This is a genomic window from Streptomyces sp. BoleA5 (assembly GCF_000373665.1).
Taxonomy (GTDB): domain Bacteria; phylum Actinomycetota; class Actinomycetes; order Streptomycetales; family Streptomycetaceae; genus Actinacidiphila.
Genome location: NZ_KB892102.1, coordinates 214,397 through 233,632, shown reverse-complemented (window position 1 = coordinate 233,632; position 19,236 = coordinate 214,397). Strand labels below are relative to the sequence as shown.

Here is a 19,236-nt window from a genome sequence, read left to right as displayed (position 1 = left end):
CGGCCGCCGGGCGGTCGCGCCAGCTCTGCATCAGACAGAGTTGGTGGTGACTGTCGACAGCCATGTTAACGGCCGGCCCCACCGCCCGATTCCAGCCATCCGGCCAGCTTGCCGCCGCGTCCCACCGCCCGCAGCCGCGCCTCCGCCTTGTCCCGCACCGGGTCGGTGGCGACGACGAGAAGTTCGTCACCGTGCCGCAGCACCGTCGTCGGCAGCGGGACGAAGCTCTTGCCCTCGCGGACGACCAGGGTGACGGCCGCACCCGGTGGCAGCCGCAGTTCGCCGACCTCCACGCCGTGCATCCGCGAGTGCGGTGGGATCCGCATCGACAGCAGGTGCCCCCGCAGCCGCTCCAGGGGCGCCGACTCGATCCCCAGGTCCTCCGCGGCCCCCGGGTCCCCGAGGCGGAGTCTGCGGGCCACCCAGGGCAGCGTCGGGCCCTGCACGAGCGTGTAGACGATCACCAGGACGAAGACGATGTTGAAGATGCGCTCGCTCTGCCGGACGCCCGCCACCATCGGGATCGTGGCGAGGACGATGGGCACCGCCCCGCGCAACCCTGCCCAGGACAGCAGCACCTGGTCGCGGAACGGCGTCCGGAACGGCAGCAGGCTCGCCGTCACCGACAGGGGCCGCGCCACCACTGTCAGGACCAGGCCGACCACGAGCGCCGGCACGATGTCGTCGCCGAGTTCGTGCGGGGTCACCAGCAGCCCCAGCAGTACGAACAGGCCGATCTGCGCCAGCCAGGCCAGCCCTTCGGCGAAGCCCCGGGTGGCCGGGCGGTGGGGGAGCTTGGCGTTGCCCAGTACGACGGAGGCGACGTACACGGCGAGGAAGCCCGAACCGTGCGCGAGCGCCCCGCCCGCGTAGGCGAGGACGGCGATCGCCAGGACCGCGATCGGGTAGAGGCCCGAGGCGGGCAGCGCGACATGGCGCATCGCGAACGCGCCGAGCATGCCCACGGCCAGGCCGACCGCGGCGCCGATGGCCAGCTCCAGGGCGATCTCGCCCAGCAGCACGCCCCAGTTGTGCACGGGCCAGTGCTCGGAGAAGGCGACGACCAGGATGACCACCGGGGCGTCGTTGAACCCGGACTCCGCTTCGAGCACACCGGTCACCCGGCTCGGCAGCGGCACCCTGCGCAGCACCGAGAAGACGGCCGCCGCGTCGGTGGACGAGACGACCGCGCCGATGAGGAGCGCCTGCCGCCAGTCCAACCCGACGAGGTAGTGCCCCGCCGACGCCGTGATGCCGACGCTGACCGCGATGCCGAGGGTCGCGAGGACCGCCGCCGCCGGGACCGCCGGTTTGATCTCCCGCCACTGGGTGCCGAGACCACCCTCGGCAAGAATCACCACAAGTGCGGCATATCCCAACACCTGGGTCAATTCGGCATTATCGAAGGCGACTCCCAGTCCGTCCTGTCCTATCGCGACCCCAATGCCCAGGTAGAGGAGCAGGCTGGGGAGGCCGCTGCGCGAGGAGAGGCGCACGGCGATCACCGCTATGAGCAGCACGAGGGCGCACACCAGCAGGAGTTCATTGAGGCGGTCGACAGTCAGGAGCCGGTCCTTTCAACGAAGTTCATTGCCTTACCTAATATTTTACCTGTGCTTGGGGTTGTGGCGATCTCCGTCCACAGGTCAGGACACCGCGTGGGGAGCTACGGGTCGGTACGCCTAAGGTGGCCCCTAGCAATCGGTCCACCCTGCCTTTCGAAGGACATCGATGCCCGCCAAGAAGAAGTCCCGCCGCACGCGCCTCATCGTGATCGGGGTCGTGCTCGTGCTCGTGGCGGGCATCGTCTACGGGTCGTACTGGAGCGTCGCCACCGTCCGCGCCTCCCTCCCGCAGACCACCGGAACCCTGCAGCTCAAGGGCCTGACCGGCGCCGTCCAAGTGAAGCGCGACGGCAACGGGATCCCGCAGATCTACGCCGACACCGCCGAGGACCTGTTCCGCGCCCAGGGCTACGTCCAGGCGCAGGACCGTTTCTACGAGATGGACGTGCGCCGGCACCTGACCGCCGGCCGGCTGTCGGAGATGTTCGGCAGCGGCCAGGTCGAGACCGACGCCTTCCTGCGCACCCTCGGCTGGCGCCGGGTCGCGCAGCAGGAGTACGACACCAAGCTGTCGGCCGACACCAAGAAGTACCTCGAGGCCTACTCCGACGGAGTCAACGCCTACTTGGACGGCCACTCCGGCGCCGACCTGTCCGTCGAGTACGCGGCGCTGAAGTTCAGCAACGACTACGTGCCGGAGAAGTGGACCCCGGTCGACTCGGTCGCGTGGCTCAAGGCGATGGCCTGGGACCTGCGCGGCAACATGCAGGACGAGATCGACCGCTCGCTGCTGTCGAGCCGCCTGACCCCCGCGCAGATCAAGCAGCTCTACCCCGCCTACCCGTACGACCGGAACAAGCCGATCGTCGAGGCCGGCAAGGTCGACGACCTCACCGGCGAGTACGAACCGGCCGGAACGACCACGGAAGCGGGCACGAACCCCGGCGACGGAACAGGCACCGGCGACGGCACCGGCGACGGAACGGGCACCGAAACCGGTACGGGCACCGAAACCGGTACGGGTACCGGCACCGGCACCGACGCCGCCTCGACCTCCGACGCGTCCCAGAACGTCCAGTCCCAGCTCGCCTCGCTCTCCGACACCCTCGACCAGATCCCCGCGCTGCTCGGCCCCAACGGCAACGGCATCGGATCCAACTCCTGGGTGGTCGACGGTCGCCACACCACCACCGGCAAGCCGCTGCTGGCCAACGACCCGCACCTGGCCCCGCAGATGCCCTCGCTCTGGTACCAGATGGGCCTGCACTGCAACAGCGTCGGCGAGGCCTGCCCCTTCGACGTGGCCGGCTACACCTTCTCCGGCATGCCGGGCGTGATCATCGGACACAACCAGTCGATCGCCTGGGGCATGACCAACCTCGGTGCCGACGTGACCGACCTCTACCTGGAGAAGGTCACCGCCGACACGTACCTCTACGACGGCAAGCAGCGGGCCTTCAAGACCCGCAAGGAGACCATCAAGGTCGCCGGCGGCGACGACCGCACGATCACGGTGCGCAGCACCGGCAACGGACCGGTGATCTCCGACCGCAGCGCCGAACTGCGCACCGTCGGCAACCGCGCCCCGGTCCCGAACTCCGCGCCCGACCGCGGCGAGGGCTACGCGGTCTCCCTGCGCTGGACCGCGCTGATCCCGTCCAACACCATGGACGCGGTCTTCAAGCTCGACGCGGCGACCGGCTGGGAGCAGTTCCGGGCCGCCGCCCGCGACTTCGCCGTCCCGTCCCAGAACCTGATCTACGCCGACAACAAGGGCGACAAGGGCCACATCGGCTACCAGGCCCCCGGCCGGATCCCGGTCCGCGCCGCCGGCTACGACGGCACCTACCCGGCCCCCGGCTGGGACCCGCGGTACCAGTGGAAGAAGTGGATCCCCTTCTCCGCGATGCCGTACGAGCGCGACCCGGAGCGCGGCTACATCGTCACCGCCAACCAGGCCGTGGTCGACCAGGGCAAGTACCCCTACCTGCTCACCCAGGACTGGGGCTACGGCACGCGCAGCCAGCGGATCAACGACCTGATCCAGTCCAAGATCAAGGACAGCGGCCTGATCTCCATGGACGACATGCAGAAGATGCAGGGCGACAACAGCAGCGAGATCGCCAAGCTCCTGGTGCCGTACCTGCTGAAGGTCGACATAAAGGACGACAAGGACGACTACGTCCGCAACGCCCAGAAGCTGCTGGAGGGCTGGGACTACAACCAGGACGCCGACTCCGCGCCCGCCGCCTACTTCAACGCCGTCTGGCGCAACGTCCTCAAGCTGGCCTTCGGCAACAAGCTGCCCAAGGAGCTGCGCCCCGAGGGCCAGTGCCTGACCGTCCCGGCCGCCGACCGGTCCGGCCCGGTGGACGACCTCGACGGCAAGTCCCAGCTGGTGCGCGAGTGCGGCCGGCGCGCCGCCGACCAGGCGCAGCCGGACGGCGGCGACCGCTGGTTCGAGGTCGTGCGCAACATCCTGGACGACCAGGACAGCCAGTGGTGGACGGACTCCCCCTCGGCCTTCTACGACAAGGACAGCGACCGGACCCGCACCACCCGCGACGAGCTGCTGGCCCGGGCCATGAAGGACGCCCGCTACGAGCTGACCGCGAAGCTCGGCAAGAACATCGACACCTGGAGCTGGGGCCGTCTCCACACGCTGGAGCTGCGCAACCAGACCCTGGGCACCGGTGGTCCGGCCGTCGTCCGCTGGCTGCTCAACCGCGGTCCGTGGCAGCTCGGCGGCGGCGAGGCCGCGGTCAACGCGACCGGCTGGAACGCGGCCGGCGGCTACGAGGTGGTCTGGGTGCCGTCGATGCGGATGGTGGTCTCGCTGGACGACTTCGACAAGTCCCGTTGGATCAACCTGACGGGAGCCTCCGGACATGCCTACAGCTCCCACTACACCGACCAGACCACCAAGTGGGCCAAGGGCGAACTGCTGCCGTGGGTCTTCACCGGGCAGTCGGTCGACGGGGCCACGGAGGACACCCTGGCGCTGACGCCGTAGCCCGCGCGGGCGGCGCGTGACGACAGGGGCGGGCCTTCGGGCCCGCCCCTCAGCCGTCCTCGGCCGTCCAGCTGTCCTCGGTGGTCCTCAGCCCTTGCCGAAGCGCCGCACGCCCTCCGGGGTGACCACCGCGTCGACCGGCCGGTCGTGCGGCTCGTCGGGCAACCGCTCCAGCACCTCGTGCGCGTACAGCAGCACCACCAGCGCCGGCGTCGCCCCCGCCGCGTCCAGCCGGGCCAGGACGCGGTCGTACGAGCCCCCGCCGCGGCCCAGCCGCATTCCCCGGCCGTCGACGGCCAGTCCGGGGAGCAGGACCGCGTCCGCCCGGGTGACGGCGTCCGGGCCTAGTCGGGGACCGGTGGGCTCGTACAGGCCGCGGGCGGCACGCAGCAGGCCTCCGGAGCCCTCGTAAGGGGCCCAGTCCAGGTCGTTGTCGGGGAGCAGGACCGGCAGCAGCACCCGCTCCCCGCGTGCCCGCAGCAGGTCGAGCAGCGCGCGGGTGCCGGGCTCGCCGCCCATCGAGACATAGGCCGCCACCGTGCGGGCCTGCGACAATTCAGGCAGGTCCAGGGCGTGTTGTGCGATCACCCGTTCGGCCTCCGCGCGGTCGCCGGGCGTCAACCCGCGTCTCACCTGGAGGAGGCGTTCCCGCAACTCCCCCTTGCTAGCGTTGTCGTCACTCATTTGACGTGCAACCGCCGCCTATCGTCATCAAGCAACCGGAACTTCATCTTCACCTCATATACAGCGGTTATCGTTGCCCCATGACTCACGCGCGTACCCGGATCAGCAAGGCTGTCATCCCTGCCGCCGGGCTTGGCACCCGTTTCCTGCCCGCCACGAAGGCGACTCCCAAGGAAATGCTGCCGGTGGTCGACAAGCCCGCCATCCAGTACGTCGTCGAGGAGGCCGTCGCAGCGAACCTCTCCGACGTCCTCATGATCACAGGTCGGAACAAGCGGCCGCTCGAGGACCACTTCGACCGCAACTACGAGCTCGAGTCGGCGCTCACCGCCAAGGGCGACGAGGCGCGCCTGGCACGGGTCCAGGAGTCCAGCGACCTCGCCACCATGCACTACGTCCGCCAGGGCGACCCGCGCGGCCTCGGCCACGCCGTGCTCTGCGCCGAGCCGCACGTCGGCGACCAGCCCTTCGCGGTGCTCCTCGGCGACGACCTGATCGACCCCCGGGACCCGCTGCTCGGCCGCATGATCGAGGTGCAGGAGCGGCACGGCGGCAGCGTCGTCGCGCTGATGGAGGTGGATCCGAGTCAGATCCACCTGTACGGCTGCGCCGCCATAGTCCCCACCGCCGAGGAGGACGTGGTCCGTGTGACCGACCTCGTCGAGAAGCCCGCGCCGGGCGAGGCCCCCTCCGCGTTCGCCGTCATCGGGCGCTATGTGCTGGACCCCTCGGTCTTCGCGGTGCTCAGCAAGACCCAGCCGGGCCGCGGCGGCGAGATCCAGCTGACCGACGCGCTGCGCGAACTGGCCCAGGAGGACGGACCGGACGGGCCCGTGCACGGCGTCATCTTCACGGGCCGGCGCTACGACACCGGAGACCGTGGCGACTACCTGCGTGCGATTGTCCGACTGGCATGCGAACGTGATGACCTGGGGCCGGACTTCCGGTCCTGGCTGCGCACGTATGTCAGCGAGGAGATGCAAGATTGAGCAGCGGCACGGCTGACCGCGTCTGGTCCGTCTCGGAGCACCTCGACAACATCCTGCGGCAACTGAAGCCGCTGGAACCCATCGAGCTGCAACTCCTCGACGCGCAGGGGTGCGTCCTTGTCGAGGACGTCATGGTGCCGGTCGCGCTGCCGCCCTTCGAGAACAGCTCGATGGACGGCTACGCGGTCCGTACCACCGACACCCAGGGCGCCGACGCATCCCATCCGGCCGTGCTCACCGTCATCGGTGACGTGGCGGCCGGCAGTGGCGAACTGCCCACCGTGGGGCCCGGGCAGACCGCCCGGATCATGACCGGCGCCCCGCTGCCGCCCGGCGCCGAGGCCGTCGTCCCCGTCGAGTGGACCGACGGCGGCACCGGCGGCGCTCCGGTGGTCGGGATGCCGGCCGCGAGCCGGAGCCCCGACGCCGTGGGCGGCGAGGTCCGGGTCTACCGGCCCGTGGGGCGGGGCGACCACGTCCGCGCCCGCGGCAGCGACGTCGCCGCGGGCGAGCTGGCGCTGAGCGCCGGCACGGTGCTGGGCCCGCCGCAGATCGCCCTGCTCGCGGCCGTCGGCCGGGCCACGGTACGGGTGCGGCCCCGGCCGCGGGTGGTCGTGGTCTCCACCGGCAGCGAGCTGGTCCCGCCCGGCGAGGAGCTGGGCCCGGGCCGTATCCACGACTCCAACAGCTACATGCTCACCGCCGCCGCCCGCGAGGCCGGCGCCCAGTCCTACCGGGTGGGCGCCGTCGCGGACGACGCCGAGACCTTCCGGGCGACCGTCGAGGACCAGCTGATCCGGGCGGACCTCGTGGTCACCAGCGGCGGCGTCAGCGTCGGCGCGTACGACGTGGTGAAGGAGGCCCTCGGTGAGGAGATCGACTTCCGCAAGCTGGCGATGCAGCCCGGCAAGCCGCAGGGCTTCGGCTTCATCGACGTCGGTGCCCGCGCCGAGGCGGAGGGCGACGGCGGGGACGCGGAGGCCGCTCCGCCGGAGCCCGAGCGCACCCCGCTGATCGCCCTGCCCGGCAACCCGGTCAGCGCCTACGTCTCGTTCGAGGTGTTCGTCCGCCCCGCGATCCGCACCCTGATGGGTGTGGAGCCGGTGTTCCGGACGACCGTGCGGGCCGTGTGCGAGGGCGAGCTGACCTCCTCGCCCAAGGGCAGGCGGCAGTTCCTGCGCGGCCGCCACGACCCCTCCTCCGGGCGGGTCACCCCTGTGGGCGGTGCCGGATCGCACCTGGTCAAGGCGCTCGCCCACGCGAACGCGCTGATCGTGGTGCCGGAGGACACGACGGAGGTCCCGGCGGGCTCGGAGGTCGACGTCGTGCTGCTCGACTGAGCGGGTACCGTTACTGCCCACGCGAGCACGCGGCGAGCAGTGGGAGTGCCGTACCGATGACAGAACAGCAGCATCTGACGCACATCGACGACGCGGGGGCGGCCCGTATGGTCGACGTCTCGGAGAAGGACGTCACCGCCCGCACCGCCCGTGCCACCGGCCGGGTCCTGGTGTCGCCGCGCGTCATCGAGCTGCTGCGGGGCGAGGGCGTGCCCAAGGGCGACGCCCTCGCCACCGCGCGCATCGCCGGGATCATGGGCGCCAAGCGCACCCCCGACCTCATCCCGCTCTGCCACCCGCTGGCGGTCTCCGGGGTGAAGGTCGACCTCACCGTGGGCGACTCCTCCGTGGACATCGCCGCCACCGTGAAGACCACCGACCGCACGGGTGTCGAGATGGAGGCCCTCACGGCGGTGAGCGTCGCCGCGCTGACGGTCGTCGACATGGTCAAGGCCGTCGACAAGGCCGCGGTCATCACGGACGTACGGGTCGAGGAGAAGTCCGGCGGCAAGTCCGGCGACTGGAGCCGCACCCGATGAGGGCACTCGCGATCACCGCGTCCAACCGCGCGGCCGCCGGGGTCTACGAGGACCGGGGCGGCCCGCTGGTCGTCGCCGGCCTGCGGGAGATGGGCTTCACCGTCGACGGCCCGCGCGTCGTCCCGGACGGCGACCCCGTCGGCAGCGCGCTGCGGGAGGCCGTGGCCGAGGGGTACGACGTCGTGGTCACCACCGGCGGCACCGGTATCTCGCCCACCGACCGCACCCCGGAGGTCACCCGCGCCGTCCTCGACTACGAGGTCCCGGGCGTCGCCGAGGCGGTGCGCGCCGCGGGCCGCGAGAAGGTGCCGACGGCCGCGCTGTCCCGTGGCGTGTGCGGTGTCGCCGGGCGCACCCTGGTGGTGAACCTCCCCGGTTCGACCGGCGGCGTCAAGGACGGCCTGGCCGTTCTGGCCCCGATCCTCGTCCACGCCGTCGAGCAGATCCACGGCGGCGACCACCCTACGTCTGGGAGACCGAGCTGAACGGGTCCTGGCCGGCCGAGCTGGCGGACGGGGACGTCCTCCTCCGCCCGATAAGGATGCGCGACCAGCGGGCGTGGCGTGAGGTGAACCGGCGCAACCGCGAATGGCTGCGGCCGTGGGAGGCCACGGTGCCCCCGGCCCCGCCCGGTCATCTCACCCAGCGGCCCACCTACCGGCAGATGGTCCGCCATCTGCGCCACGAGGCCGCAGCGGGCCGCATGATGCCGTTCGTCATCGATTACCGGGGACGGCTCGCCGGGCAGCTCACCGTCGCCGGGGTCACCTGGGGCTCCATGTGCAGCGCCCACGTCGGCTACTGGGTCGACGAGGCCGTCGCCGGCCGCGGGGTCATGCCCACCGCCGTCGCGCTCGCCGTCGACCACTGCTTCCGCGCGGTGGGGCTGCATCGCGTCGAGGTCTGCATCCGGCCGGAGAACATGCCGAGCCGGCGGGTGGTGGAGAAACTCGGCTTCCGAGAGGAAGGACTGCGCCCCCGCTATCTGCATATCGACGGAGCCTGGCGTGACCACCTGGTCTTCGCGTTGACGGCGGAGGAGGTGCCGGAGGGAATGCTCCACCGCTGGCACCAGGCCCGACCTGGCACGGCTCACAAATAAAATATCTGTTCGAAAAAGGCCGCCGAACGGACTCCGACTTGAACGCAATCAGAAAAAAATTTCGGAGTATCAGCCAGATCGTGCGACACACCGCGCCAAATTGCGTATCCCCTGTCGTGAACCCCCCTACCGTGTGATGCGTGAGCAGCAGCGGCCTCATCTACGCAGTCATCGTCGGGGCCTGGGCTGCCTACTTGGTGCCGATGTGGCTCCGTAGGCAGGACGAGCTCAACGAAGCGCGCCCGACGGAACGCTTCAGCACCGCCATCCGGCTGTTGTCCGGACGCGCGGCCCTGGAGCGCAGGTACGCCAAGACGGCGGACCCGGAATCGGAGGCCGAGGCGGAGCCCGCGGTCGACGTCCGGGCCCTTGCCGTGCCCGCGACGGAGGTGAAGCCGAAGCCCCGGCAGACCGCGAAGGCGGGGAAGCCGGCGAAGCAGGGCGGTCAGGCGAACGCCGGGAAGGCGAAAAAGCCCAATCCGCGGGCCAAGGTGCTCGTCGCCCGCCGCCGCACCATCACGATGCTCTTCCTGGGCTTCACCGCGGGCATGATCGTCGCCGCCGTCGGCGGTGTCGCCTTCCTCTGGGCCCCGGCCGCGCCCGCCGTACTGCTCACGTTCTACATCGCCTACCTGCGCGCCCAGGAACGCCGCCGCTTCGAGGTCAAGCTCGACCAGCGCCGCGCCGCCGACGCCGCCAAGCGCCTGCGCGAGGCCCGCACGACCCGCGAGCCCGTCCACGACGTCCCCGATGTGGCCGAACCCACCCCGCCCGCCGAGGAGCCCGCCACGGCCGACCGACGCGCCCTCGTCGAGCAGACCGACCACGCCGAGTGGGTCGACCAGCAGCGCGTCCCCGTCGAGGACACGTGGGAGGTGCCGGCGCCGCGTCCCACGTTCTCCACCGCCCCGGTCACCCCGCGCCGCTCCCGGGACCGCTCCCGCACCCCGCTGTTCGACCAGCACGCCGACCGCGACCGCCCCCGCGCCGCCAACGAGTGACCACCCGGCGCCGGGGGCGCAGAGCACCCCCGCCGGGATGCTAGAGTTTTCCTCGTTGCAAGGGCCTGTGGCGCAGTCCGGTAGCGCACCTCGTTCGCATCGAGGGGGTCAGGGGTTCGAATCCCCTCAGGTCCACAGCGGGCCGTTCACGACTTAGGTCGGGAACGGTTCACGAGATCCCATCCAGATCGGTTGTCTGGGTGGGATTTCCTGCATTTCAGGCTGGGTACGGCACGGATGCCGCTTCGGGAAGTCCCGTCCGGTGCCGTGGGCACGTCGAGCGGGGGCCTTGACCCCGTGGCAGTAACTACCCGGGCAGGTCGCCACAGGGATCTTGTCAGGTGACCGGCGGAACCCGCAACGACGTCACGTACTTGCCCGGCTCGGCCCGCCGAAGGGTATCGGCGCACGTCAAGCCCAGCTTGGCCGCCCCCGCCGTAGTCGCCCTGGACCGGAGGTCCCGCCCACGTTACAAGGCGAGCACAACACTGGCACCCTCGCCGAGATGAGCAAACGACGGCTGGTGAGCGGCTGTGGTGACCCACCAGAGGACGATCGCCCCTTCTCATTATGCCTCTGGACATACATATTTACGGTACAATGGAGCCATGCCAGCCAGATCTGACAGTCGCGAACAAATGATCATGGCGGGTCGCCGGTTGTACAGCGCCCGCGGGTACGTGGGTACCGCGTTCTCCGACGTCCTCGCGGAGAGCGGCGCTCCCCGCGGTTCGGTGTACTTCCACTTCCCCGGCGGCAAGGACGAGTTCGCTGGCGAAGTCATTGCCGCACACCACCAGTCCGAGCAAGCCCGGCTGACGCGACTGGCCGCCGCATGCGAGACCCCGCGGGAGCTCGTGATCGCATTCTTGACGAGGGCCCGGGACTACGCCGTGTCGACTGACTTTCGGGAGGGTTGCCCGATCGGGGCGGTCATCCTAGAAAGCAGCCACACGTCCCCCGCTCTGTTCGAATCTGCTGCCACTGCCATCGAGGGGTCGATCGACTTCTTCGCCACTCTGTTGGTAGAGCGTGGCGCGACAGAGCCAGACGCACGCCGCTGGGCGACCACCGCAATTACCGGCTACGAGGGTGCGCTCATCGTCTCCCGAGCGATGGACGATCCCGCTCCATTCGACTCCCTGATCGAGTTGATGCGGCTGACCATGGACCGCGATCGCGTCAATACGGTGTGATCAGGCAGTGCAAGGGCTTGTCGGCTGGACTATGAGCGTCGTTCCTGGAGATCAGAGTCAATTGCTGGGGGTGCTCCCCCAGTCTTCGGCCGGTAGTCGTACCCCATTTCGGCGAGGGTCTCCTCCTCGTGCTCGCCTTATATGGGGCGCCCGCTCGGCAAGCCTTGGACCTCGGCGAGCGGCCAGACCAGCCCGGTAAACAACAGAACAGTGCATTATCCGCAGCCTGTGCTTCGCCTTTGCGGTCATGAGCTTCGGCGGGCGCGAGTAACCGCCAGAGGCGGATTCGGAGAGATGGCTTGCGGTGGGCGCGCCGACGCCGGTAGAGGGAGCGAGCCGGGCGGATTTCGTTTGAGGCGCTACGGCCAACAGCACGAGACGGCCACTCCACACAAGCCGGACTGCGGTAGAGCATGGAAGAACAATGGAGCAGATTGCCCGTCGGACATACCCTTTTCGACGCTAGTGCCACATAAGGCAACGTTCGCCCTGGTAACTTCTTCGCTCGGCGTGCGCTCTGGCGGTCTATTGAGTGGTCTCTATATCGAAGAAGTCGGTTGTGGGAGAGCGGGATGGAACGGGTTGATCTGGGCGAGATTTCCTATGTCGAAGCAGTTGAGCAGATGGGTTCCTGGGTTCGCCAGCGGCAAGAGGGCCTGATCACGGATCGGCTAACACTCCTCACCCATCCGGCAGTAGTCACCTACGGCACCCGCACTCCGCGTCACGAACTGCCGGTGCAGGCCGGACTCGGTGCATCCGGGCTCAGCAATCGGACGCCTATGGGCACCTCAAGCAGAAGACTCAGAGCCATTTTTAGCCGAGTTCCGGCAACAAGGACAGTCGCTTCGACAGCCGCAGGCTGCTTCACCCGGCTTGGCGATGGGGACGACGAGCATGGGCTCTGCTCCTGGAACCGACCTTACATACGGTTGTCCCGATGAGGGGTCATGTCCAATGCCCTTCAGGATGTGACCGGCCCCTTTGGGGAAACAGAACATTTCGTGTGGCCCGGCGCGATACCAGTCCTTTCCCGGTGGAGGCTCTGTCGCCATTAGGTTATCGAAATCCGCACCGGTTTCGCCCATTAGCATATAGGAGATACCGATACGATCGATCGTTGGTGCCTTGCCCTGCATGATCTCCTTGGCAAACTGCATCCAGGTTGGGTCAAGGCACATGGGGCCTGGGGCTGGTTGGCCGGGAGGGGTGGGCATGCAAATCCATTCAGGTGACCCTTCCCTAAGGACCGTCTTCATGTCCGAGTCCAGGACCGTTGCCGTCTCAGCGATGAAGTGCGGAGCGGCACTAAGGGCATCCTTGATTTTCTCTTCCCGCGTGGGATCTCTGCCCTCTGCCATAGCTGCTCTCCTCACAGGACGGATTTCTAAGACCACCAGTATCCCCCGGTTGCGGATGTACCGCACGTTCACCTTCGAGCAGTCTCGGTGCTTCTCTGAGTGACAGATTACACTTGACATAATCGGCAACCGGCTCATCGAGACCCGCCACGACCTGACCTGAGACCCGGCAGAAGGTCGGTCGTGCGTCCACGGACGTCGGTGGTGGTCGTACTGCCGGTATACCCTCGGGCGGTGAATTCCTTCTGGGCCAGCACCCAGGGGTCAACGATGACAATCCCCCGGTGCTTATGGTTCCCACCCTGATGGCTGCTTGGTCGAAATGCGAACTGGGATTGCACATCTCGCCCACCGCGAACCAGCACGACGCCATCGCTGCAGTCGAACTCGCCCTCAAAGAGGCCGAAGTGCTGGCCGGCAGGCCGCTGGCGGAGCTCGCCCCACGCGACGCCGACGGCGCGGTCCAGCCGCTGGTCACCATCGTCACCCACCCGCCCCGAGCTGCGGCACGTCCGCACGCCGGGGCAGAACGGGTCACGCGAACGCGGCTTCGGCGCGCTGACGTACGAGAAGCTGTTCTTGGAGGATCCTGCGGCCAGGGAGCGGCTCGGCGTGCTCGCAGAGCGGTTGTCAGGCGGTGGCGTACTCCTCGTCGGTGACGGGGGTCAGCCAGTACACGACGTCGTGGTCGGCGTCGCCCTCGTTGATGGCCAGGTGGACCATCAGCCGGTTCGGCGCGGCGCCGTGCCAGTGCTCCTCGTCAGCCTCGAACAGCACGCGGTCGCCGGGCCGGATGACCTCGACAGGGCCGCCTCGGCCCTGGCACAGGCCGATTCCTTCCACGACAAAGACAGTCTGGCCAGTGGGTGGCGGTGCCAGTGGGTCCGCGCCCCGGGCATGAAGTGCACCAGGTTGGCGCTGACCCGGGACGGAGCGGGGGCCGCGGCGACGGCGTCTATGTAGACGTTGCCGGTGAACCAGTCAGCCGGGCCCTTCGCGGTGGCGATCGAGCTTCGCGTGATCTTCATGGTCGTTCCTTGCCTTGAGCATTGTGAGTGAACAGAGGGAGCCCGTGCGTAGGCGTCGGCGCGGGTGCGCGCGGATCAGGGCTGGAGGAGGGTCTTGATGGCGCGGCGTTCGTCCATGGCCTGGTAGCCCTCGGCGACCTGGTCGAGGGGGAGGGTGAGGTCGAAGACCTTGCCCGGGTCGATCCGGCCGGTCAGGACACGGTCGATGAGGTCGGGCAGGTAGCGGCGCACGGGGGCGGGGCCGCCGCGCAGGCCGACGTGGGAGAAGGACAGCTCCTGCCCGTCGACGGCGACCTCGTGCGGACGCCGACGAAGCCGACGTTGCCACCGGGCCGGGCCGAGTGCAGTGCCTGCTGCATCGCCTGGGCGGTGCCGACGCATTCCAGCACACTGTCGGCGCCGATCCCGCCGGTGAGTTCCTTGACCTGGGCCACGCCCCCCTTGCCGCGCTCGGTGACGATGTCCGTCGCGCCGAAATGGCGGGCGAGCTTCTGCCGGGGCTCGTGCCGGGACATGGCGATGATCCGCCCGGCGCCCATCTCCTTGGCCGCGATCACCGCGCACAGGCCGACCGCGCCGTCGCCGACGATCACTGCGGTGGAGCCGGGCTTGACCTCGGCGGCGTCGGCGGCCCACCAGCCGGTGCCCATAACGTCGGAGACGGCCAGCAGCCCGGGCCAGAGCGGCTTGTCCGGGATCTCCTCGGTGGCCACCAGGGTGCCCTGGGGCGTTGGGGACGCGGATGTATTCGGCCTGGCAGGTGCTCATGAACTCGCGGTGCAGACAGCTCGACTGAAAGCCGTTCAGGCAGTTCACGCAGGTGTTGTCCGACGTCGCGAAGGAGCCGACGACGAACTGACCCGGCTTCACTGCGGTGACCTCGGATCCGACCTCCTCGACGAAGCCGACGTACCCGTGGCCCATCGGATGGGCAGCGTCCGTCGTCTCCGCACCGCGGTAGGGCCACAGGTCCGAGCCGCACACGCAGGTGACCGCGGTGCGGATGATCGCGTCGGTGGGGTGGAGGATCTTCGGGTCGTCGAGCGTCTCGAAGCGGATGTCGCCGGCGGCGTGGATCACTGCTCCGCGCATGAGTGGTTCCTTTGCGTGTCTCGGTGTGCGCCGGCGGGGGGTGCGGTGCGGCGCCGGGTACGTACGAGCCCAGAACAGCGGGTGGCGGACCCCTGAGCCGGGCACGAGCACCTTCCGTAACCGCCTTGACGGTCCGTGGGAGGAGCACGCGGTGTTCCAGGTAACCGCCTCTTCGCGCCCGCAGGGAGATACCACCAAGGGGGGTACTGGCAGTACATCCCTCTGGTCGCGGGCGGGACGTACCGTCGAGGTGTGGACAACCGTGAAGAGGTCCGTGAGTTCCTGACCTCGCGGCGCGCAAAGATCACTCCTGAGCAGGCCGGGCTGTCGTCCGGTTCCCGGCGTCGGGTGCCGGGGCTGCGCCGCAGTGAGGTCGCGGCCCTGGCCGACCTGAGCGTCGAGTACTACGCCAAGCTCGAACGCGGCAACCTCGCCGGTGTCTCCCCGGCCGTCCTCGAAGCCCTGGCCCGCGCCCTCCGGTTCGACGACGCCGAACGCGCCCACCTGCTGAACCTGGCCCAGGCCGCCGACGGCTCCGATGCCCTCACCCGACCGCGCCGTCGGCGTAACACGGGCCAGTGGAAGCCACAGCAGCCTGCAGTGGACCCTGGACCCATCACGGCAGGACCGGCGTTCGTCCGCAACGGACGCATGGACATCCTCGCCGCCAACCAGCTCGCCAGGGCCTTCTATACCGACGTCTACGCCACACCCGCCAACCAGGCCAACCTGGCCCGCTTCAACTTCCTTGACCCCGCGTCCCGCCGCTTTTACCCCGACTGGGACCAGGCCGCCGACATCGCCGTCGCCATCCTGCGGACCGAAGCCAGCCGCAACCCGCACGACAAGGACCTGCACGACCTCGTCGGCGAGCTCTCCACCTGCAGCGACGAATTCCGCACTCGCTGGGGCGCCCACAATGTCCGCCACCACGGCACGAAACGCTTCCACCACCAGGCAGTCGGCCACCTCACCCTCGCCTACGAAGGGCTGGAGATGGCCGCCGAACCCGGACTCACCCTCACCATCTACACCGCCGAACCAGCCTCCCCCTCCGAAGAGGGCCTGCGCCTGCTCGCCTCCTGGGCCGCCACGCCCCAGAGCCCCTCGGCCGCACCGCCCTCCGGCAGCTGACCGTTTCCGGCCGACGATGCGCAGCCGCTGGAGTGCAGACGTGTAGGCAGCACAGCAAGAGACGGGATCGGAACCGCTGGCCACGAGATGCCAGAGCTTGCAGACCGTCGGCCCGCCACAACTGGTGCCATGGCAGGCCGACTTTTCACTCACCGCAGGTGCCGTGCCGCCTTCAACGGCTGACGTGCCCGGCTCAGGCCAGTTCGGCTCGGCGCACGGCGCGGTGGCGTGCGCGGTGTTCCGTGGTCCAGTAGAGGAGGGCGAGCAGCGGCAGTCTGCCTGTGAACGATCTCCAGCCGCACATCACGGCGATCGGCCTCCGTGACCGCTGCCACCAGGGCCTTCCCGGAGTGCGCCGATCCGTCCACGCCGACGACCACGTGACCGTACAACTCCGGATTCGGTGGCGGCTGCCACCACGTGGAGCCCAGGTCCCTGTCCATGCCGGTGTCCATCTGACCGTGCCCCCTCCGCTCGTGAGGCACCCCAGCACTATCCCCGTCGGCCGTGGCGCATGACGAGGACTCCCATTGCGCCGAGCCGCCACGCGCGTCGTGGGCGGCCGCGGCCTGCACCCGACGGCACAGGTCCTCCAGCGCCCGGCCGGCGGCGAGTGTTGTCGAGGAACTGGCCGAGTTTGACTTCTGTGACGGCCCCGTCGGGTTCGATGAGCTTCTCAACGTGTTTCCTCAGCACATGTAGGCCCCCCTCGCGGGCGCGGTAGTGCCGGGCGGCCGAGGTTCACGGCCCATTCGGAAGTGCCTTGCTGACCGTGCGTGCTGGAAGCGTGAAGAACTCCCATCATCACAGGTCGCAAGGTACTTCCTCGTCTCCGAGAAGCTATCCACAGGCATCAAGCCGGTGGATCCGGGATGAGACGACCTCGAAGCCGGACCGTCGTGGTGCTCCTGCGGCCGTTGTCCGCGACCAGGAGCTCAGGAGTAAAGGGCGGCTGCCCCGTTCCACAGGGCACCGGGGTTAAGGCGCTCGGGGAACAGCTCCAGCATGGCGTTGAAGAAGCTGAGAGCGCTGTCGTGCTGGAGAAGCAGTTCATCAGCGGCGTTGAGGTACTGCCGGGTCTCGTTGATGGCGCGCGTCGCGTCGTCGTCGAGTTCCTTGTTCTTGTGACCGGTGACAATCCAGCGGGGCTGGAGGGCTTCGACGGTGTCGATGGCACGACGCCATGCATCCAGGCCGCCGTTCTTGGCTTCCACCAGGAACTGGTGCACGCCGTTGTAGATCACGTCACCGGCGACCACGAGATGCAGGTCGGGGACGTGCAGGACGGAGGTGTCGTCGGTGTCAGTGTGGCCGACCTCGACGATCACCATCTCATGGCCTTCGAGCGTGAAGCGGTTGTCGGGCACAGTCACAGCCGTGACGGGAGAGTCGGGGATCTGGCCGGGGAGGAGCTTGTCCCAGAAGCCCTGACGGATCGCCACGTTGTGGTGCATCTGCTTGATCGTGCCCTCCGTCGCAACGACCTGGGCGCCGAACCGCTCGGCCAGGAGGTTGGCGGCGAACCAGTGGTCACCGTGGCCGTGGGTCACGAAGATATGGGTCAGGTTCTTGCCGCTGGTCTCAACCCACTCAGCGACCGCCTCACCCTGAACGGTGGTCATGGGCGGGTCGACCATTATGGCGTCGTGCTCGCCGTGGATGAGTGTGATGGACAGGGGCGAGAACATCCGCCGGTCGCCGTTGGGGACGAGTTCAGAAACGTTCAACGGGATCGGGTCGGCGGTGAACACCTCGTACGCGAGAGCGCTGTTTGTAGACATGGCTACCTTTCAATGAGTGATCGATGATTTTGGGGCTGGGCTGACTACGGCGTAACAGGTATGCGAGAAACTAACGCTGCCGGAATCGACGCAACGTCAACGCGACGCAGTCGACATCAGCGGCCTCGATATGCCATCCGCGCAGGTGGACAACACGGCCTACCGAGCATGGACTGCTCCAGGGAGAGGCGCGAAGGACTGGGTTGCCCTAGTCGCCAACCTGACTAATGGAAACTATAGCCAACTTACCGCCCAGGATTGCAATAGCCAAGCCAGAAGAAGTGGTGTGATTGATAATACATGCGAGGGATAAAAGCGCGGTGCCGCAGGCGGAATAGACCCCTGGGCCTGGTCCGCGTTGGCGCTGAGGGAAGGCGCTTCAAATCGCCATTGGATCATAGGCCGGGTCTGGGTGAGCGGCGATGAGGAAAAGCAGCCGACATGCGGTGTGTACGATGGACTTTCAACCGCTGCGGCGGCGCCAAGGGCGTGACCAGCGAGCCATATGCCCGCTGGTCATGGACATGATGCCGTCGTCGAGTGAGTCGGGCGTGCTGCACGCCTCGGAGGCTGATGCGACGCATGCCGAATGTGCGATTTCGCCTGCTCGGAAGCCTGGAAATTCAGCTGGGTCGATCTTCCGCGGATGCCCGCTTGCGGGCCCGCGAGGCGCGCAGGTTGGCCGGGTTGCCACATGACCGGACGCTGTGCCAGACCCCAATGTTGTTCCGTGTCCGGTCGTAGAACACGGCTACACATGCGGGATTTTGGCACGCTTTTAGCCGTCGCCAAGTACCCTCCTTCTGTGCATTGAAGGATTCCACAAGAACCGCAGAAGCTACCCAGTGCCAGCCGTATCCGCTCGGCAGGGCGACAAACGAAGGGCCCGAGGTTGTCGCTATTGTCACTGCAGCCGAGCCAAGTCGGGGCGGAGGGGTGGATCGATCAGCATTTGCGTCTGCTTGCCCGGAGACGAGTATTCGGAGCTCGCTTCGCAGTTCCCTGAGGGCCGGGAGGTCTTCCTCGGCCAACGATGGCAGCGAGAAGTCGAGTCCGGAGGACTCACTCAGGGCCCTTCCCGACGAATTCAGCCAGGCCCGCGCAGATACGATGTCAGATAGAAGATCATCGTGAGTGTGTCTGGGACCTACCAGGCCGTCGGAGGAAGAGTTCAAGAGATCCTGAACGAAGGCCAATCCTCCCGGAGCCGGAGCCAGTCCGGGAATTCGCTCTGTAGCGATCCACTGCGCCATGCGAGACCTTCCTTAACTTAGGTTGATCCTAGGGCCAACAGAATTCCGTACTCCGACAGACGTTCGTACTGAGCCGCATGTTCGGTGGGGGCTACTAGGGCGAGCAACGGCTTGGCCGTGTTGGTCCAGAGGGGCGAGTCCGGAACCGAATCAACCCC

13 protein-coding genes, 1 tRNA gene and 3 pseudogenes are annotated in these 19,236 nt (G+C 68.3%); 10 read left to right on the top strand and 7 right to left on the bottom strand.

Annotated elements, in window-relative coordinates; genetic code table 11:
• Nucleotides 1-65 precede the first annotated feature (65 nt).
• The gene (locus tag B085_RS0117650; RefSeq protein WP_078619934.1) at nucleotides 66-1,565 is read right to left on the bottom strand and encodes a potassium/proton antiporter; all 1,500 of its coding nucleotides are present in this window, start codon (nucleotides 1,563-1,565) and stop codon (nucleotides 66-68) included.
• Nucleotides 1,566-1,731: 166 nt separating this feature from the next.
• Between B085_RS0117650 and B085_RS0117645 the strand changes: the two genes are divergently transcribed.
• Nucleotides 1,732-4,578 carry a penicillin acylase family protein gene (locus B085_RS0117645; protein WP_018559895.1) on the top strand — a complete coding sequence of 949 codons (2,847 nt, stop codon included), beginning with the start codon at nucleotides 1,732-1,734 and terminating at the stop codon, nucleotides 4,576-4,578.
• Between the two features lie 87 nt (nucleotides 4,579-4,665).
• Here B085_RS0117645 and B085_RS0117640 read toward each other — a convergent pair whose 3' ends face one another.
• Nucleotides 4,666-5,262, bottom strand: a complete 597-nt coding sequence (locus B085_RS0117640) for a 5-formyltetrahydrofolate cyclo-ligase (protein ID WP_026251143.1) — start codon at nucleotides 5,260-5,262, stop codon at nucleotides 4,666-4,668.
• 80 nt (nucleotides 5,263-5,342) lie between these two features.
• On the opposite strand from B085_RS0117640, the gene galU reads away from it, so the two are divergent.
• From galU to B085_RS0117600, 8 genes are all read left to right on the top strand, one after another.
• Nucleotides 5,343-6,251 (top strand): UTP--glucose-1-phosphate uridylyltransferase GalU, encoded by a 909-nt coding sequence (gene galU, locus B085_RS0117635; RefSeq protein WP_026251142.1) that lies wholly within the window; start codon nucleotides 5,343-5,345, stop codon nucleotides 6,249-6,251.
• Nucleotides 6,248-7,591: a gephyrin-like molybdotransferase Glp gene (glp, locus tag B085_RS0117630; RefSeq protein ID WP_018559892.1), complete on the top strand. Its 1,344-nt coding sequence runs from the start codon at nucleotides 6,248-6,250 to the stop codon at nucleotides 7,589-7,591. The genes galU and glp overlap by 4 nt, the downstream gene beginning before the upstream one ends.
• A gap of 56 nt (nucleotides 7,592-7,647) precedes the next feature.
• Nucleotides 7,648-8,130, top strand: coding sequence for a cyclic pyranopterin monophosphate synthase MoaC (gene moaC, locus B085_RS0117625; protein WP_018559891.1), 483 nt, complete (start codon nucleotides 7,648-7,650; stop codon nucleotides 8,128-8,130).
• Nucleotides 8,127-8,615 (top strand): MogA/MoaB family molybdenum cofactor biosynthesis protein, encoded by a 489-nt coding sequence (locus tag B085_RS0117620; RefSeq protein WP_018559890.1) that lies wholly within the window; start codon nucleotides 8,127-8,129, stop codon nucleotides 8,613-8,615. Before moaC ends, B085_RS0117620 begins: the two co-directional genes overlap by 4 nt.
• Nucleotides 8,612-9,232, top strand: coding sequence for a GNAT family N-acetyltransferase (locus B085_RS0117615; protein ID WP_026251140.1), 621 nt, complete (start codon nucleotides 8,612-8,614; stop codon nucleotides 9,230-9,232). Before B085_RS0117620 ends, B085_RS0117615 begins: the two co-directional genes overlap by 4 nt.
• Nucleotides 9,233-9,372: 140 nt before the next feature.
• Nucleotides 9,373-10,233, top strand: coding sequence for a hypothetical protein (locus tag B085_RS0117610; protein ID WP_018559888.1), 861 nt, complete (start codon nucleotides 9,373-9,375; stop codon nucleotides 10,231-10,233).
• A gap of 61 nt (nucleotides 10,234-10,294) precedes the next feature.
• Nucleotides 10,295-10,368 (top strand) — tRNA-Ala (locus tag B085_RS0117605).
• Between the two features lie 473 nt (nucleotides 10,369-10,841).
• A complete protein-coding gene (locus B085_RS0117600) occupies nucleotides 10,842-11,429 on the top strand; it encodes a TetR/AcrR family transcriptional regulator (RefSeq protein ID WP_026251139.1) in 588 nt (195 codons plus the stop codon).
• Nucleotides 11,430-13,420: 1,991 nt separating this feature from the next.
• Here B085_RS0117600 and B085_RS42765 read toward each other — a convergent pair.
• Together B085_RS42765 and B085_RS42760 are read right to left on the bottom strand one after the other, a co-directional pair.
• Nucleotides 13,421-13,818 (bottom strand): annotated as a pseudogene (locus B085_RS42765) ((R)-mandelonitrile lyase).
• 75 nt (nucleotides 13,819-13,893) lie between these two features.
• Nucleotides 13,894-14,910: pseudogene (locus B085_RS42760) on the bottom strand (zinc-dependent alcohol dehydrogenase family protein).
• Nucleotides 14,911-15,162: 252 nt separating this feature from the next.
• On the opposite strand from B085_RS42760, the pseudogene B085_RS0117580 reads away from it, so the two are divergent.
• Nucleotides 15,163-16,044: pseudogene (locus tag B085_RS0117580) on the top strand (helix-turn-helix transcriptional regulator).
• A 149-nt stretch (nucleotides 16,045-16,193) separates the two neighbouring features.
• Here the strand turns inward: B085_RS0117580 and B085_RS51660 are convergent.
• From B085_RS51660 to B085_RS51935, 3 genes are all read right to left on the bottom strand, one after another.
• Entirely contained in the window at nucleotides 16,194-16,487 is a 294-nt protein-coding gene (locus B085_RS51660; protein ID WP_324603869.1) for a universal stress protein, read from the bottom strand.
• A 492-nt stretch (nucleotides 16,488-16,979) separates the two neighbouring features.
• On the bottom strand, nucleotides 16,980-17,795 hold the full coding sequence (locus B085_RS0117570; RefSeq protein WP_018559883.1) for an MBL fold metallo-hydrolase: 816 nt from the start codon (nucleotides 17,793-17,795) through the stop codon (nucleotides 16,980-16,982).
• A 653-nt stretch (nucleotides 17,796-18,448) separates the two neighbouring features.
• Nucleotides 18,449-19,078 carry a CGNR zinc finger domain-containing protein gene (locus B085_RS51935; RefSeq protein WP_078619932.1) on the bottom strand — a complete coding sequence of 210 codons (630 nt, stop codon included), beginning with the start codon at nucleotides 19,076-19,078 and terminating at the stop codon, nucleotides 18,449-18,451.
• Nucleotides 19,079-19,236: the final 158 nt, after the last annotated feature.